The sequence below is a fragment of the Dellaglioa sp. CoH-57-MRSF-16 genome (genome assembly GCF_056782055.1).
On sequence record NZ_JBXAXZ010000006.1, the window covers coordinates 1 to 15,773 of the forward strand.

The following is a 15,773-nucleotide window of genomic DNA, read 5'->3' on the forward strand; positions in this document are numbered from 1 at the left end:
TGTCAAGAATTTTTTTGAATAAATATTCATTTCTTCTTGCCGTATCAATCAGCTTTATTAATATACCATCTGGTATATCTCATGTCAACACTTTATTTGCGATATTCATTATCGCCTCAATAGCACTTATTAAATATATCAGCTTTCTTTTTCTTGGTCAAGTCTATTTCTGTGAATATCTCTTAATTGTTGGCTTATCCAAAAATCCATTTTATCATCTATTGCTTTAAACCCTGTATCTATAGACCTATTTGTCCAATAATATTTATGTTTTATTTTAATACCTGTACTTTTAAGATTACTATTTTGTTTAGTAAAATTTCTAATTGAAAAACTCATTTTACTGTTATATTCATCAATATCAATAATCCTAACCGTAATTTTTTCATTTATTTTTAAATAATTCAATATGTTATCCACATAACCGTTATGGCATTCCGAAATATGGATTAAGCCTTGAACTCCATCCGCAATTGTTACAAAAGCACCATATGATTGAATACCTGTTATAGTTCCTACAATAATTTGTCCAATTCTATATTTCATTTATACTCCTCAATCTTTCGGTAAAAACGGCCAAAATAAAAAGGACTTTCATCCTCTTTATTTTGTTACTATCATATCTTCAATTACAATTGGTTCAACTGGTTTATCTTGCATAGCTGTTTTTGCACCCGCAATTTTATCAACAATGTCCATTCCACTAACAACTTGTCCAAATACTGTATGATGAAAATCTAACCAAGGAGTTCCACCTTTTTTATATTCTACGACTACCTCTTCAGGATAATTTGCATCCTTTAATTGTCCAATCATCTGTTCAGGAACATTCGAATTTTGGACAATAAAAAATTGACTACCATTTGTTGATGGTCCAGAATTAGCCATCGATAAAGCACCTCTTAAGTTAAAAAGTTCAGAAGAAAATTCATCTGCAAACGATTTACCCCAAATACTTTCACCACCCATTCCAGATCCTGTTGGATCACCAGATTGAACCATAAAATCAGAAATCACTCGATGAAAAATAACGTCTTTGTAGTATCCATTTTCTGAAAGTCCAATGAAATTTTCTACCGTCTTAGGTGCTTGTTCTGGAAATAATTGAATCGTTATATCACCGTAATTCGTAATCATTTTAACTTTTGGTCCAACTACATGTTCTAAGTCTAATTGTGGGTATGTCATAACTATGTTCCTCCTATTCAAACTTTATTGATTCCATTGTACCCAATTTCACTCTATTTTACTATTACTTTATATTTTTTATGCGTTATACTATTATAATGCTATTAAATGGAATGCTAGGAGACTGTTATGACAACAAATGAAATATTTGATATTACTATCATTGGTGCCGGACCCATCGGACTATTTACTTCAACTTATGCGCACATGCGCCAAGCTAAAACTCAAGTTATTGAAAGTCTTCCCGACATTGGTGGACAAGTTGGTACATTATATCCAACGAAAAAAATATATGATATAGCTGGATTCACTGGCATATCAGGTGAACATCTAATTAAGGAACTTTCAAGGCAAGCTCACCAATTTGACTTTGACGTTAAATTAAATGAGACCGTCTTAAATTTCGAAAAAGAGAATGATATTTTTAGGATTCAAACTTCTAAACGGGTTACATATAGTAGAACAATTATTATTACGGCTGGAATTGGTTCTTTTCAGCCACGTAAATTAAATATTGCTAATTCAGCAACATTCGAGAATGAATCATTATTTTACAATATTAGTGACCTTTCTAAATTTTCTCATAAACAAATTGCTATTGCTGGCGGTGGTGATTCTGCTATCGATTGGGCAAATGAGCTATCGAACATTACAAAACAAATTCATATGATTCACCGTCGAGATAACTTTAGAGCTCTAGAGTACAATGTCACAAAACTCAAAAAAACTGATACTATATTTGAAACTCCCTTTTCGATACAATCACTTTCTAAAAAGAATGGTCGCCTTGAAATTTTGCTAAAACATTCTAAAAATAATCTTAATAAAACGATAATTGTTGATAATTTACTTGTGAATTATGGCTACTTATCCGATAATAAAATTATTAATGCTTGGGGTATAAATATGGATAAGAAACTAATCTCGGTAAATTCTGAAATGGCAACTTCCATTCCCGGTGTTTTTGCCGCAGGAGATATTGTTTCATACCCTGGTAAAATAGCACTAATTGCTTCAGGATTTGGTGAAGCACCGACTGCCGTAACTAGTGCCCTAAATTTTATAAACCCAAATATTAATCGAACTATTCATAGTACGCAACTAATGAATCCACATTATTAAAAAAATAGAACTTAAGGGGTATTTAATATTATGTCTGTCATAAACTTTTTTATAGATTTTGTTTTACATATAGACACACACTTGATTAGTATTGTGAACAACTTTGGAAATTGGACCTATCTTATCTTATTTTTTATTATCTTCATAGAAACTGGAGCGGTTATTTTACCTTTCCTACCTGGTGATTCACTTTTATTTGCAGCTAGTGCTCTAGCAGCAAATTCAATTTATCATTTGAATATTTGGATATTTGTAATCCTCTTTCTTGCTGCAGCGTACATGGGAGACTCACTAAATTTCTTTATTGGAAAAAAAGTAGGGAACTCAATTTCAGATCATTCATTATTTAATAAAATGATTAGCAAAGATAGTCTCGATAAAACAGAACAATTTTTCAATAAACATGGTGGACCCGCAATTATTTTAGCAAGATTCATGCCTATTATTCGTACGCTTGCTCCCTTCATCGTTGGTGGTAGCGGATTTAAGTACTCTCGCTTCTTACGCTTTAGTCTAATTGGCGGATTTGCATGGGTCACCATTTGTTGTTCTGCTGGATTTTTCTTTGGAAACATTGCAATCGTACAGGAACATTTTTCTTTAGTCGTATTGGGAATCATACTAATTTCCTTAATTCCAGCTGTATTTAGTGGTATTAAGTCAAAATTAAGTAAATAACTAGCTATTAATATCCCACCCTTTCTATCTTAATCTAATAAAAAAACGAGACGCCATTTTCACTGGTGTCTCGTTTTTTTAATTACTACGTTTAATTTCTCTCTTACCAAAGTAAATACCAACTAAAAAGAACATCTCAATTAGACAAAAGACCATTAGAAAACAAATCATAAAAAAATTTTCTGGTAATGCCAAAATGATTGGATCTAGTTTAGGATTAAATATCCAATCATTATTTCTAAACACGAGCTCATGAAATAGTATAAAATAATGATCAAAATTAAAGAAAAGTAAAAATACACTAAGAAAAGGAACAGTAATAGCCATCTGAAAAGGTCTTACCAATTTCCATAATTCCTTTTGTTTTGTTAATTGACCAATAAATATTATTGCAATAAATCCTAAAATTAAAAAACAACCATAATTAAACTGCACCAATTGTTTAACATCATGATAATGTTGCATCCCATTATATGATGAAGGCAATATCATTTTTACTTTATTTACCCAAGGATAGTTAAAATAGTCTAATAAATTATTATAATCAGACATTAATTCTGATTGGTTTAACCCAACAATTTTATTCAAATGTGATTGCTTGATAAAAATTTTATAAACAAACGTACTATTAATTACCAATATAATAGAAAAAGAGACAATCGCTAGATATAAACTTAGCCACTGTCCCATTTTTTTAACGCGCTCTATCATTATCAAAGTCCCAATCATCAAGTGAATCCAATTGAATAGTTGGTTGAACTTTTTTAGATGCCACTAAGTTTTTTGTTGAAACGCCCGTATAGACTAACATTGTATCAACCCCAAAGTTAATTCCGGCTTTAATATCTGTCATGTAGTTATCTCCAACCATCACAACTTCACTTTTCTTCAAGCCAAGTCTTGATAGGGCTTTTTCCATGATGATAGTTTCAGGTTTACCAATATAAGTAGCTTCTTGTTGTGTTGTACATTCAACCATCCTTACCAGCGATCCAGCACCAGGAAGTAGTCCACGTTCATTCGGAATATTAGTATCAGCATTTGTTCCAATAAATTTAGCACCACGTTTGATTGCTAAAGTTGCCATTTCAAATTTATGATACGTAACATCGGAATCTAACCCAACAACAACATAATCAGGCGTCGTTTCCTCAATAATAAATTTTTTATCCATAATTGCTTTCTTTAATCCGTTTTCACCAATAATATAAACACTTCTTTTATCAGGGTTTAACGCATCTAGATAATCTGCAGTTGCAAGTGCCGCCGTATAGACTTCTTTCTCAGTTACATGTATATCAAAATTATTTGCTAAATTATTGACAACATCAGCTGGTATTTTAGTCGTATTATTAGTCACAAATAAAAATGCAATATTTCTTGCTTGTAGAGACTCGATAAATCGTTTTGCTGCCGCAATTTTTTCTTTTCCTCGATAGATTGTACCATCTAAATCAATCATATAACCTTTATATGCCATTATTATCACCTTGCCTATTTAATTATGCTTTATCTTTTTGCCTAATTACAAATTCGTGTTTCTTTGTTCGTTTTGTTGCCGTTTTTAAATTATTTTTTTGTGGTTTTACTGGTTTAGACTTGTTTAATGGTACTTTAGTTTTTTTATTTTTTATTTGATATTTTTTTTCAGTTGTGTGCGCCCTTACTACAGGTTTTCTTTTCTTACCAACTGGTTTAACTGTTTTTTTACGTTCTTTAGGATTAGAAATTGGTTCAGGTTTTTGAATTTCCAAATTGTGCAACACAAAATAAGAACATCCAAAATTACAATATTCATATAAATAATCTTCAAGAGTATCGATACATTGTGACCGATATGCCTTTTTATTCTCGGTTTTATAAAAACCTCTTAATCGAAGTTGATCATATCCCCAGTCTCCAACAATATAATCATATTTCGTTAAAATTTGGCTAAATCGTTCCGTTAATTTTTCAATTTCAAAACCATCTCTATAATTGGAAACAAGATCATATGGACGGTTATCGATTAGTACTCGGGTTTCACTCTGTCGAACAACATCACTAGCATAAGCTTTAATTTTTTCTGCTTTTATTGCAAGTTGCTGTTCTCTCTTTTCTTTCTGTGCTTGATTCAAATCTCAAACCTCCTTTTACAACTTTAGTCATACTTCATTATACAGAAAATTCTAGTTTTAAATAGTCCCCAACGTAATCTCTTAAAAATTTCTTGCCATTTATCGAAATTTCTCCGGTTATTTCTATGGTTGGAAAAAACGGTATATACATAAAATGATCAACTGTTGCAATAGTATAATATGCATCCAAGTCAATTTTTTCGTTATGATATATAAGGTCCCCATTTTCTTGTTCTACCAGTCCATCAATCACTACTTCACCAAATAATTGGCCTCTAAAACCCATCCCTTTAATTGGGAATTTCTTAAGAAATGAACTATTCTTTTTAATTTCTTGTACTAATCGCCATAGATTATAACCAGTTAATTTAGCAGTAATAACCCGCATTGGGTGTGGCAGTGTTTGATGCAGGTCATTTTTTGTTACAAATCCTTTTTGTAAATTTTTCAAAAATAATCCACCATTTAACATTGCAATATCCGTTTTTGTACCCGCTTCGATGGCTTTCAATGATGTCTGCATTAATGCTGAATTTTTAGTCCATGATGCTTCTAAATCTTCAGGCAATTTTGCAACAACTTCAGATGTTAAAATTTTTTCTCCGCGTAATCTATATTCTGCTATTTCGTCTTGGTCACTTATAACTTCTGCTAAACTTTCTGTTTCAATTACTTTAGCAACTTCTTTTCTAATTTTATGATTTTCAAGTTCAATCGCTACTTCGCCCACGTACATCCCCCACTTACCAGCTGCGGCCAATAATGATTCATTAACTTTTTCACCGGATTTCAATAAATGATGTGTGTGGCTTCCTAATACAATATCTATCTGAGGATACTTTGCAGCTACTTTTCTATCTACAGGTAAACCTAAATGTGATAACAAAATAATAACATCTACTTTACCTGCTATTTTTTTTAAAAGTGAAGGTAAAACGGTATCAATTTGATTAGATTCCCAACCATTCATCTCATACGTCATTGGAAATGGTGCTGTCAAGGCAATTATTCCAATTTTAGTTCCAGCTGCAGTTTCCATTATTTTATATTCTTTGGCCCATGCAGGACGATTATTAACTTCTCCATCTACCACGTTATCAAGGATAATGTCGAATTTTGCATTATCATATAAATGTTGTAATTGGCTTCGCGAATTACCAATACCTTCATTGTTACCAATTGTCGCTGCATCATATGCTACAGTATTCATTAATTCAATATTGGCTTTGCCATTTGTAGCTTCCGACAACGGGTGCACACGATCAATTGCATCTCCAATATCAAAAGTTAAAACAGTTTGATTTTGTTTTTCAAGCTTTATTTTTTCAGATTGTAAAAATCGCCTAATTTTAGGCCAATTTTCTAAATGTGAATGAATATCATTTGTATGTAAAATCGTTATTTTTTCCATTAGTTTATATCCACCTTATTTTGATTATTTACTGACTTTCTTTTCACTAACTATATTATTATGGTTGTCCTAAAGTTCTTTTCTAACCATCAAATTCCTAATAGGTGGGTTCAACATTATTAGTTATACTATATCCTATATTATACTGCTTACCGTGTCCAAGTGAATTTATATGACCCTTTACAAAAAATAGCATGCAGAAAATAGTATTGCTCGCGCTGAAATTAACTATTAAATTGTAATGTTTTTAGAAGCAAAATCAAACAATATTTTCAACAATTACTTTTAATTTGTGCCCTAAGTATACAAAAAAAGACCCTCACACGTGGTCTTTTCAGCAAAAATTTAATTTTCCATCTTCATTTGAACACTTTTAATAACATAGAGTACAATTAACCAACCAATTGAAGCAATCAGCGCAATTAATGTATCAGGTTTTAAGCATAGCACAATACCTACAAAAGTTAGAAATAATAGAATTAAATAATTTGTAACAGGAAAGAAAGGCATTTTAAATACTAGCATTGATTCTGTTTTTTCTAGTTTTATTTTTCGTCTATACTTCAAATGTGCAATTACAATTGCTCCCCAAATGAACAAGAAACAAGTCGTTGCAATACTTGAAATAAATGTAAATACCGATTCAGCCATAAACATATTCAGTACGACTGAAATTGCAATCACAAGAGTCGAAAATTGTAATGCAAATGCAGGTACTTGATTATGTGATAACTTACTAATTTTTTTAGAAAATTTATTTTTTTTATTATAATTAAGCGAGAACAACATTCTACCTGTACTAAATAAAGACCCATTACAAGCTGAGGCTGCAGCTGTAATTACAACAATATTAATAATGCTGGCTGCTGATTTTATCCCTATATTTTCAAATACTTGAACAAATGGACTTTGTGATTCCGAAATCATATTCCAAGGATAAATCGCCATAATTGCCAATAATGATCCTACATAAAACAAAATAATTCTTAAGGGTATTTCATTAATTGCTTCTGGGATAACCTTTGTTGGGTTTTCAGTTTCTGCAGCTGTTAATCCTACCATTTCAATACCGACAAAACTAAACAGTACCATTTGAAATGACAAAATAAATCCTTTAATTCCTTGGGGGAAAAATCCACCGTGACTTACTAAATTCGTCAAACTGGCATGCCCAGCTGAAGTTTTAAAGTTTACCACTACCATATACACGCCAATACATATCAACACAATAATGGCAATAATTTTAATGAGTGCAAACCAAAATTCTGTTTCACCGAATAATCCCACTGTAACTAAATTTATTCCTAAAAGAATAAGGAGCATAACCATACCAGGAATCCATTGCGGCAAGTTAGGAAACCAAAATTTCATATATAACCCGACTGCGGTAATTTCTGTCATTGCAATTGTTACCCAACAGACCCAATATGTCCATCCAGCAACAAATCCAACCTTTTCACCTAGATATTCATAAATAAAATCAATAAATGAATGTGCATTCACATTCGATAACAGTAATTCACCTAACGAACGCATTAAAAGAAAACATGCAATTCCGGTAATAATATATGCCAATAAAATAGATGGCCCAGCCAAATGAATAGATTGACCTGCTCCCAAGAATAAACCAGTCCCAATTGTTCCACCAATTGCAATTAATTGAACATGTCGACTTTTTAATCCTCTAACATGCTGATCTTCTGAACTTTTTTCTGCCATTAATATCAAACTCCCTCTATAGTAATTAAGTAGATTATACATGACACATGTTAATTTCTAAAGAAATTATTCTTTTTATAATTAAATAAAAAAAGCGACTCAAAATATGAGTCACTTTACTTATTATTAAAGTTGGCCTTTATCCACTTATCTAACGTTTTAACAAAGCTCTGAAATAGTTCTTCACCCTTTAGTGATGGGAAATCACCTAATAGTACTTCATCAACTTGTTTACTACCTTCGCCATGTTTCTGTAAAATCAAAATAGATTTACGTGAATTAGCTGAACTAAATAATTCCACAGGTAAATTGAGCATACCTTGAAGATATGCATTTGATTGAATGTAAACGAGTAATTTTTTTGCTTCCTCTGTTTCAAATAAACCAGTAGGAACAAGGTATATGCCAAAACCGCCATCATTTAAGTATTTGATTGATTGTTCTATTAATAAATGATGTACATATGAATGACCTTCAGTTGCATGTGTAGCAAAATGGGTAACTCTTTCATCTAGAGGGTAATAACCAATTGGTAAATCAGCAATAACAACATCAGATTTTTTTACAATTAGGTCATCAACCGCATCTTGGTGAAATAATTCTAAATTTAAGTGTTGTAATTGTCCACTTAACCCTGCAATTGATAACATTGTATCATCATTATCAATCCCGTATGCTTTTGAAATCTCAAACTTATCAGCAGCCATTTGATTCAAAATCGTCGTCAGTAAGTTCCCTGATCCCACTGTAATGTCCAATAAACTAAACGATTTTTTTGTACTTATTAATTTTTCTAATACAAATGCAACTAAAAATCCAATTGTATCTGGTGTTATTTGATGATTAGGTTGAATACTTTCTTGTCTTGTTGCCTTCAATAAAACTAACTGTACAACTTTACGTACATCTTCTGACGATAAGGCATTCAAATTCATTTTTTTATAAATCTGATTCAAAATTTTTACATCTTGCTCACTTGGTAATCCATCTTCTACGTGTACAGATTTATTATCTAACAAATTATTGCTAGTCTCAATAAATGCGTCCAAATAAGTGATTTCTAAACTTTTTTGTAAAATATCAATTGTTTCATTAATCTGATTAAAGTTCATTTCTATTTCTTCTAATGACATAAAATCACTCCTTGAATTTATTTGCTCGTTTCAGTTTAACGATTTTTAATTCTCAATTCAAGTTAAGTTTCTTTTTTATCATTTTTCTGAAAAAGAATATCGATTACCATTCTTCAAAATAACCTGATAGGCTCCTTTTTGATATTCAACAACACCATAATTATAAGTATATTTTTCTTTTAGATTTTTTGCTTTTTGATTTAAAATAGTCATGTTTTTCATAGTTTCTGCTTGATTATATTGGCATATTTTCTGATAACTAGTGAATTTTGCTTGGAAATATATCAGTTGTCCCAATAACAAACCAATTAATAACATTAAACAAAATATGGCTGATACAACTAAATGTCCGTTTAATAATTTGATTTTTCGCATCTTAATCCTTTTTTTCCATAGGTATTACCAATTTTAAAGTCTTATTTTGGTGTTCTTGTTTGATTTTTAAAAATAGAATTGGTTCATCGTATGCCACCGAAAATGATTTCACATGATATAAAATTGGTATATGACCTCCTGAAAATCCAATAAACTGTATCATTTCATTATGCTGACTAAGATAGTAGCGAGCTCCTGTCTTATTATTTTTTAATGAAATTGTATATTGACCAACATCTATTATCTTCAAATCTAAGTGATCTGACTCCAATAATCCGATACATTGCTGTAACGAAAAATCTCTATCTCCGCTAATTTCTTGGTGTTCATTTGTACATAAGTGCCAACATGTTGTCATTAGACTAAGAGAGATGATAAATATACCTAATGCAATAATAGTTTCTAACAAAGAAAAACTTTTCATTGCAATTTAATACTTGTTAAATCATTTTCAGACTTAATTCGAATTTCAGACATAGTAGCACATTGTAATTCGCCATCAACTATTTTTGATAATTTACTTGTCGGATGAATGACTAATAATTTACTGATTTCTTTCAGATTTCTTGTAGTTGTTGTTTTATGATTCCAATAATCTTCTTGTTTCTGTAATGTGTGATTGGTCTGTACATATAATCCAAAACCTGATGCGACAATAGTTAAAGTCATAATAGCGTCAGCTAACACAATTCCTGACATTTTACGCACGTTATTCGACATCCTTTCTAATAAATTGACCCCACCCAATTTGAAATACTATTTTTTGATTTCTATTTGGTAATGTGGATTTAAAATTAACTGTTTTACCAGTGATTTGCCCACTTTTATTTATTTTTATCGTTACTCTATTTTTAACTGTCACAGTCTTCGGATAGTCTAATTTAATTTTACTATTGCCATTAATAATGGTCATTTTATCATCATTAAAATTAATACTATTAGGCATCCGATTCATCGGTGCCTCTACCACTGCACTTTGCCAAAGTTGTTCAAAATTTTGCCAAAATTGTTTTTCTTTAGATATCGCAAGTACTTGATCCATTGGCCCCATTAGCAATAGACCACAAATACTAGTAATTGCCAACGAAATAAGCATTTCAAATAAACTAAATGCTTTAAATTTAGTTTTCTGTTTTAACAACATTATTCGAGATAATAATATGATTATCTTTTGCTTCCTTTTCTTGCTTTTCAGTTAAATATTTTTCCGAAACTAAATCAGCAAAATTTATCGATTTATTATGCGTTTCATTTTCATACAAATCAACCTGCGTTTGGACGACGCTAACTAACGCTTCATCATTAACCCGTTTAGCACCTGCTCTTTGATGTCCAATGTTAGGTAATATAATCAACATTAGAAGTGAGATAATAAATAAGACACATAGCATTTCAACAAGCGTAAATGCTTTTAATTTTTTTCTATTTTTTTTCATTGAATTTCCTCCATAGTTTGATACATAGGTAATAATATTGTTAAATACAACCCAACAATACAGGCCGCTACAATTATGAATGCAACTGGCTGTACATAAATCATGATTCTTTCGACAGATGACTCAAATTTACGATAAGTTAATTCCGAATACATTAATAATTCTTGGCTCATCACATCTAACGTATTACCTTTTGCGAGAAATGTCGTTATCTCATTAGGAAATAAAGGACTTTTATCGATCATTTGTTTTGTACTCCCACCATTTTCAAAATGATTCGTTAACTGTTTACCTAACTGATATAGTAAAGATTTTTGATCAAATTGATTTAAATAATCACATATTTTATTCAAATTTAAACCACTTGCTAAAAGCAGACCCAAATTAAATGTTAAATAATAATGACAATAATCCCGATAAATTTTACCTACTATGGGGACCTGACAATACCAAACATGCCTGTTCATCGTACTTTGTTTTGAAACACGAATGATAATTTTTATGATATATCCGATAAATAGACTAATTACGACAGAGATAATACTCTTCATTAAAATCATTTTAAAGTTAGAATTTGATGACGCACCTAACTGACTATAATTTATTTCAGGCAAAATAAATTGTTGGATTCCGATATATAAGACAACCAGTAATCCCATCAGAATCATTGGGTATTGCATGAGTTGCTTTAACTGTTTCTTTTGTTTTACTCTAACCGTCATCAATTTTCCGAGTTGTTTAATACTTTTATTTAATCCGCCATATTTTTCAGAAATCGTAATTTGATAATACGAACTTTTTGAAATATACGGCTTGATACCTGTTGAGAAGGGTTCACCACTTCTTAACTTGGATTCAATTTTTTGAATATCTATTTTCCCAACTGGAAATAATTTAGTCGCCGTTGTTAAAGATTGCCTGAGCGAAAATCCCGAATCTAATAAGTCTGCCAAGACTTCGAAAAATTCACTTTGTTTTTGAATTGACCATTTTCTTCTATTTAAAATTATTTGCTGTTTCAATTGTAATAATATTTTTCTTAATACATTGATCAAGGTTATCATGCCACCTTTCTAAAGCTATTTTTTGATTAAATGTTCCTTCAAGAACAGACTCTAACTTTTGACCTGTTAATATATCAAATAGTACACCGCTTCCACCTTTCGTTGTTTCAATTAATCGCTGATAACTTACTGCCTGTAGCGTTCTATTGAGATCATCTCGACTAACGCCAAGATTTTCAAGTCGTTTAATTGTTCCTACTGCATTTCTTGCATGTACGGTACTTAAAATTAAATGACCACTCATTGCAGCTTTAATTGCAGCATTGGCAGTGACTTCATCCCTGATTTCACCGATAATAAAAATATCAGGATGGTGCCTCAATCCAACTTTTAATAATTCCGCATATGTCATGTTTGCTTTATCATTAACCTGTAATTGAATAAAATTAGGATTTTGAATTTCAACTGGATCCTCAATAGTTAATATTGTTCTTTGATTCTGAATCATTTCAGCCAGTTGGTACATTGTCGTTGTCTTACCTGAACCCATTGGACCTGAGAATAAAATTAGCCCACTGGACCCACATGCATTTATCAACTGCTGAAATTGATTTGGTAAAAGTTGAAGTAACGGTACATCGGTATTCGAATAAATAAATCGTATAACAATCGATTCTCTACCTAAAAAATCGCCAACACTCGAAATTCGGCAATTTACCTTTTTATGTTCTATCTGCCATTGAAAAGTCCCAAACTGCGGCCGCCTAGTTTCGCTCAGAATCATATTTGCCTTAAATTTAAGAAAATTATTCATTTGTATCATCTTTTTTTCTGAATATACATTAAGGCTATGATAGTTATTCAACGTTCGATACTTAACTAAGCATCCCTTGGCACTTGGAATTATATACATATCACTTGCTCTGTTTTTAACACATATTTTAATCATTTCTTGTATTTCTGTTTCAATCATCTCAATATCCCTCCTTTCCATATATTTAAGTACGCAAAAAAAGCCAAAACATTTAATTTTGGCTTTTCATATTTTTATATTTAATTAATTTCTAACTTTTTAAGATGACTTATCTCTTTATTATAGAGAGTATCTTAATCTTCGTCTGCAATATCACCAGCATGGAACACTTCTGAAACATCATCATTTTCTTCCAATGCATCAATCATATGATGGAATTGTTCAATTTTATCTTCCGGTACTGGTACTAGATTTTGAGGAATCATTACTAATTCAAATGTATCTAATTTGTATCCCTTTGCTTCTAATGAAGCACGTACATCTGGTAAATCTTTTGAATCTGTATAGATTTCAAATAATTCTTCTGATGTTTTCAAATCCTCAGCACCAGCATCAATAACATCTTCAAACATAGCATCTTCATCAGTATCTAATTCTTCACGAGAAATAACGATGTAACCTTTACGATCAAACATGTAATTAACTGAACCTGTTTCTCCTAAATTTCCACCATTACGTGTAAATGCAATACGAACTTCTGAAGCAGTCCGATTACGATTATCCGTCAAGGTATGAACTAAGATGGCAACGCCACCAGGTGCATAGCCTTCATATGTAATTTCTTCATAATCTGCACCTTCTGAACCAGACGCTTTATCAATAGCACGTTTAATATTATCTTTTGGCATATTTGCAGCTTTAGCTTTATCAAGCATCAAACGTAATGAGGGGTTCGAATCGGGATCAGGACCACCACTTTTTGCAGCCATGTAAATTTCTCTCGATAATTTTTGGAAAATTTTACCACGTTTAGCATCTTGTGCATTTTTACGACCTTGGATGTTATTCCATTTTGAATGTCCTGACATAATTCCCTACCTCTTTCCGAAATGTTTCTGAATTTTTACTTTTAACCGTTTATTATGATATCAAAATAATAGCTTAATATCAACCTTCTTCACGAGAATAGGACTGAACTAGTTTTCTTTAGCTTTTTTGTGCCGATAGTACATTAAAATTAATATCGTCAAAATTACACCTGTTGTTGCACCAATTGTATCAAGTAAAACATCTTGGATTAAGGGCGTTCTGCCACCTGTAAAACTTTGGTGAATTTCATCAAGTCCTGCATATAGCGCTGCACAAGCAACTGCAATAAGCCCACTGTAACGCCAATACTTAATTTTATTTTTCACTCCCAAGAATATGAAGCTAGCCATAAAGAAATATGTCATAAAATGAGCAGTTTTACGGATGAAAAACTCAACTAATTTAAAATAACCAACATGGTTAAAACTTTCATCTGCTCCAGCATAACTAAATGAAATATGTGACAACATACTTTCAAATGGTTTACCAGCTAAATACTTTTCTAAAAAAGGAATAGATGTCTGCTGCTTGTACGTTTCCGAAGAACTAATAAACAGAATTACAATAATTAATAAGGCTAAAACAAAGTAAATATTATTTTTATTTTTCATAAAATTTCCCATCCAAGTATAATAAAAACTTGATTTTCCAAATATAATTTAGAAAACCAAGTTTTTTATTATATTATTTTGTTGAAGAACGCTTAATTAAGCCATATGGTAATTGGATTGTTTTTTCACTAACTTCTTCTTTATCCATTAATTTTGTTAATAATCTCATAGATACAGCCCCTAAATCGTATAAAGGTTGTGTTATTGAAGATAATTTGGGTCTAACAATCTCAGTCAATTTTGAATCATTACTTGTAATAATTTCAAAATCTTCGGGTACACTCAAACCAGCATCTCGAGCACCATTCAAAACACCAACAGCTAATTCATCATCACCAACAAAAGCAGCAGTTGCATGACTTGAAGAAATTGCTGGCCATAAGGTTTCGCCAGCTCGATATGAATAATCTGTTTCAAAAATTAAGTCTTGATCAAATTTTATTCCGGCTTTTTCAAGAGCTAATTTATAGCCTTTTAGTCGGTATTCGCCATTAATGGGTTCATCCATTGAACCTGAAACAAATGCAATACGTTTATTGCCATTATTAATTAGATCCGTTACTGATTCCATTACAGCTGCAATATAATCAATATTAACACTACCTAATTCTCCAGTAGGATCAACTGAACCTGAAAGGACAACTGGTGTACGACTTCTCTTAAGTTCAGCACGTAATTCATCAGTAATTTGATTTCCCATAAAAATAATACCATCAACTTGTTTAGCTAATAATGTATTTAATACTTGCACTTCTTTTTGACCATTTTGATCAGAGTTAGCTAAAATAATATTATATTTATACATTGTTGCAACATCATCAATTCCACGAGCTAATGATGAAAAGTAAATATTAGTTACATCGGGAATAATAACCCCAACTGTTGTCGTTTTCTTACTTGCCAATCCTCTAGCAACAGCATTAGGTCTGTAATCAAGTCGATCAATAACTTCCAAAACTTTTTTTCTTGTTGCAGGTTTAACGTTAGGGTTACCGTTAACCACACGTGAAACAGTTGCCATTGAAACAGCTGCTTCTCTTGCTACGTCATAAATTGTAATTGTTTGTTTATCCATTAGTATTATTTCCTCTCATTACTTAAATATCAAGTTTTCATTCCGTTTTCAAGCACTAGAA

At 31.4% G+C, this 15,773-nt stretch carries 20 protein-coding genes; 2 read left to right on the forward strand and 18 right to left on the reverse strand.

From position 1 onward, the window contains the following. Positions 1-138 precede the first annotated feature (138 nt). Entirely contained in the window at positions 139-546 is a 408-nt protein-coding gene (locus AC1RPH_RS06375; RefSeq protein WP_481761807.1) for a CvfD/Ygs/GSP13 family RNA-binding post-transcriptional regulator, read from the reverse strand. 57 nt (positions 547-603) lie between these two features. After that, the gene (locus AC1RPH_RS06380; protein WP_481761808.1) at positions 604-1,188 is read right to left on the reverse strand and encodes a peptidylprolyl isomerase; all 585 of its coding nucleotides are present in this window, start codon (positions 1,186-1,188) and stop codon (positions 604-606) included. Between the two features lie 129 nt (positions 1,189-1,317). Between AC1RPH_RS06380 and AC1RPH_RS06385 the strand changes: the two genes are divergently transcribed. After that, on the forward strand, positions 1,318-2,310 hold the full coding sequence (locus tag AC1RPH_RS06385; RefSeq protein WP_481761809.1) for an NAD(P)/FAD-dependent oxidoreductase: 993 nt from the start codon (positions 1,318-1,320) through the stop codon (positions 2,308-2,310). Positions 2,311-2,349: 39 nt separating this feature from the next. Then, entirely contained in the window at positions 2,350-2,988 is a 639-nt protein-coding gene (locus tag AC1RPH_RS06390; RefSeq protein ID WP_481761861.1) for a VTT domain-containing protein, read from the forward strand. A 78-nt stretch (positions 2,989-3,066) separates the two neighbouring features. Here AC1RPH_RS06390 and AC1RPH_RS06395 read toward each other — a convergent pair whose 3' ends face one another. The 16 genes from AC1RPH_RS06395 to ccpA form a co-directional block, all read right to left on the reverse strand. Next, a complete protein-coding gene (locus AC1RPH_RS06395; RefSeq protein WP_481761810.1) occupies positions 3,067-3,678 on the reverse strand; it encodes a TIGR01906 family membrane protein in 612 nt (203 codons plus the stop codon). 4 nt (positions 3,679-3,682) lie between these two features. Further along, the gene (locus tag AC1RPH_RS06400) at positions 3,683-4,468 is read right to left on the reverse strand and encodes a TIGR01457 family HAD-type hydrolase (RefSeq protein ID WP_481761811.1); all 786 of its coding nucleotides are present in this window, start codon (positions 4,466-4,468) and stop codon (positions 3,683-3,685) included. Positions 4,469-4,490: 22 nt separating this feature from the next. Then, positions 4,491-5,105: a YutD family protein gene (locus tag AC1RPH_RS06405; RefSeq protein ID WP_481761812.1), complete on the reverse strand. Its 615-nt coding sequence runs from the start codon at positions 5,103-5,105 to the stop codon at positions 4,491-4,493. A gap of 37 nt (positions 5,106-5,142) precedes the next feature. Further along, the gene (locus AC1RPH_RS06410) at positions 5,143-6,516 is read right to left on the reverse strand and encodes a bifunctional metallophosphatase/5'-nucleotidase (RefSeq protein ID WP_481761813.1); all 1,374 of its coding nucleotides are present in this window, start codon (positions 6,514-6,516) and stop codon (positions 5,143-5,145) included. A gap of 345 nt (positions 6,517-6,861) precedes the next feature. After that, positions 6,862-8,235 carry an amino acid permease gene (locus AC1RPH_RS06415; protein ID WP_481761814.1) on the reverse strand — a complete coding sequence of 458 codons (1,374 nt, stop codon included), beginning with the start codon at positions 8,233-8,235 and terminating at the stop codon, positions 6,862-6,864. 116 nt (positions 8,236-8,351) lie between these two features. Continuing rightward, positions 8,352-9,368: a class I SAM-dependent methyltransferase gene (locus tag AC1RPH_RS06420; RefSeq protein ID WP_481761815.1), complete on the reverse strand. Its 1,017-nt coding sequence runs from the start codon at positions 9,366-9,368 to the stop codon at positions 8,352-8,354. A 78-nt stretch (positions 9,369-9,446) separates the two neighbouring features. Next, the gene (locus tag AC1RPH_RS06425; protein WP_481761816.1) at positions 9,447-9,743 is read right to left on the reverse strand and encodes a hypothetical protein; all 297 of its coding nucleotides are present in this window, start codon (positions 9,741-9,743) and stop codon (positions 9,447-9,449) included. 1 nt (position 9,744) lies between these two features. After that, positions 9,745-10,167 carry a competence type IV pilus minor pilin ComGF gene (locus tag AC1RPH_RS06430; protein WP_481761817.1) on the reverse strand — a complete coding sequence of 141 codons (423 nt, stop codon included), beginning with the start codon at positions 10,165-10,167 and terminating at the stop codon, positions 9,745-9,747. Further along, a complete protein-coding gene (locus tag AC1RPH_RS06435; protein ID WP_481761818.1) occupies positions 10,164-10,442 on the reverse strand; it encodes a hypothetical protein in 279 nt (92 codons plus the stop codon). Before AC1RPH_RS06435 ends, AC1RPH_RS06430 begins: the two co-directional genes overlap by 4 nt. 10 nt (positions 10,443-10,452) lie before the next feature. Continuing rightward, complete coding sequence (locus tag AC1RPH_RS06440; protein ID WP_409022757.1) at positions 10,453-10,887, reverse strand: prepilin-type N-terminal cleavage/methylation domain-containing protein; 435 nt, start codon at positions 10,885-10,887, stop codon at positions 10,453-10,455. Further along, positions 10,865-11,179: a competence type IV pilus major pilin ComGC gene (gene comGC / locus AC1RPH_RS06445; RefSeq protein WP_409022758.1), complete on the reverse strand. Its 315-nt coding sequence runs from the start codon at positions 11,177-11,179 to the stop codon at positions 10,865-10,867. Before comGC ends, AC1RPH_RS06440 begins: the two co-directional genes overlap by 23 nt. Beyond that, the gene (comGB, locus tag AC1RPH_RS06450; RefSeq protein ID WP_481761819.1) at positions 11,176-12,234 is read right to left on the reverse strand and encodes a competence type IV pilus assembly protein ComGB; all 1,059 of its coding nucleotides are present in this window, start codon (positions 12,232-12,234) and stop codon (positions 11,176-11,178) included. Before comGB ends, comGC begins: the two co-directional genes overlap by 4 nt. Further along, a complete protein-coding gene (gene comGA, locus AC1RPH_RS06455) occupies positions 12,176-13,156 on the reverse strand; it encodes a competence type IV pilus ATPase ComGA (protein ID WP_481761820.1) in 981 nt (326 codons plus the stop codon). The genes comGB and comGA overlap by 59 nt, the downstream gene beginning before the upstream one ends. Positions 13,157-13,290: 134 nt before the next feature. Beyond that, on the reverse strand, positions 13,291-14,025 hold the full coding sequence (locus tag AC1RPH_RS06460; protein WP_481761821.1) for a YebC/PmpR family DNA-binding transcriptional regulator: 735 nt from the start codon (positions 14,023-14,025) through the stop codon (positions 13,291-13,293). Between the two features lie 108 nt (positions 14,026-14,133). Next, positions 14,134-14,637: a VanZ family protein gene (locus AC1RPH_RS06465; protein WP_481761822.1), complete on the reverse strand. Its 504-nt coding sequence runs from the start codon at positions 14,635-14,637 to the stop codon at positions 14,134-14,136. A 73-nt stretch (positions 14,638-14,710) separates the two neighbouring features. Then, positions 14,711-15,712, reverse strand: a complete 1,002-nt coding sequence (gene ccpA / locus AC1RPH_RS06470) for a catabolite control protein A (protein WP_409022763.1) — start codon at positions 15,710-15,712, stop codon at positions 14,711-14,713. Between the last annotated feature and the right edge of the window lie 61 nt (positions 15,713-15,773).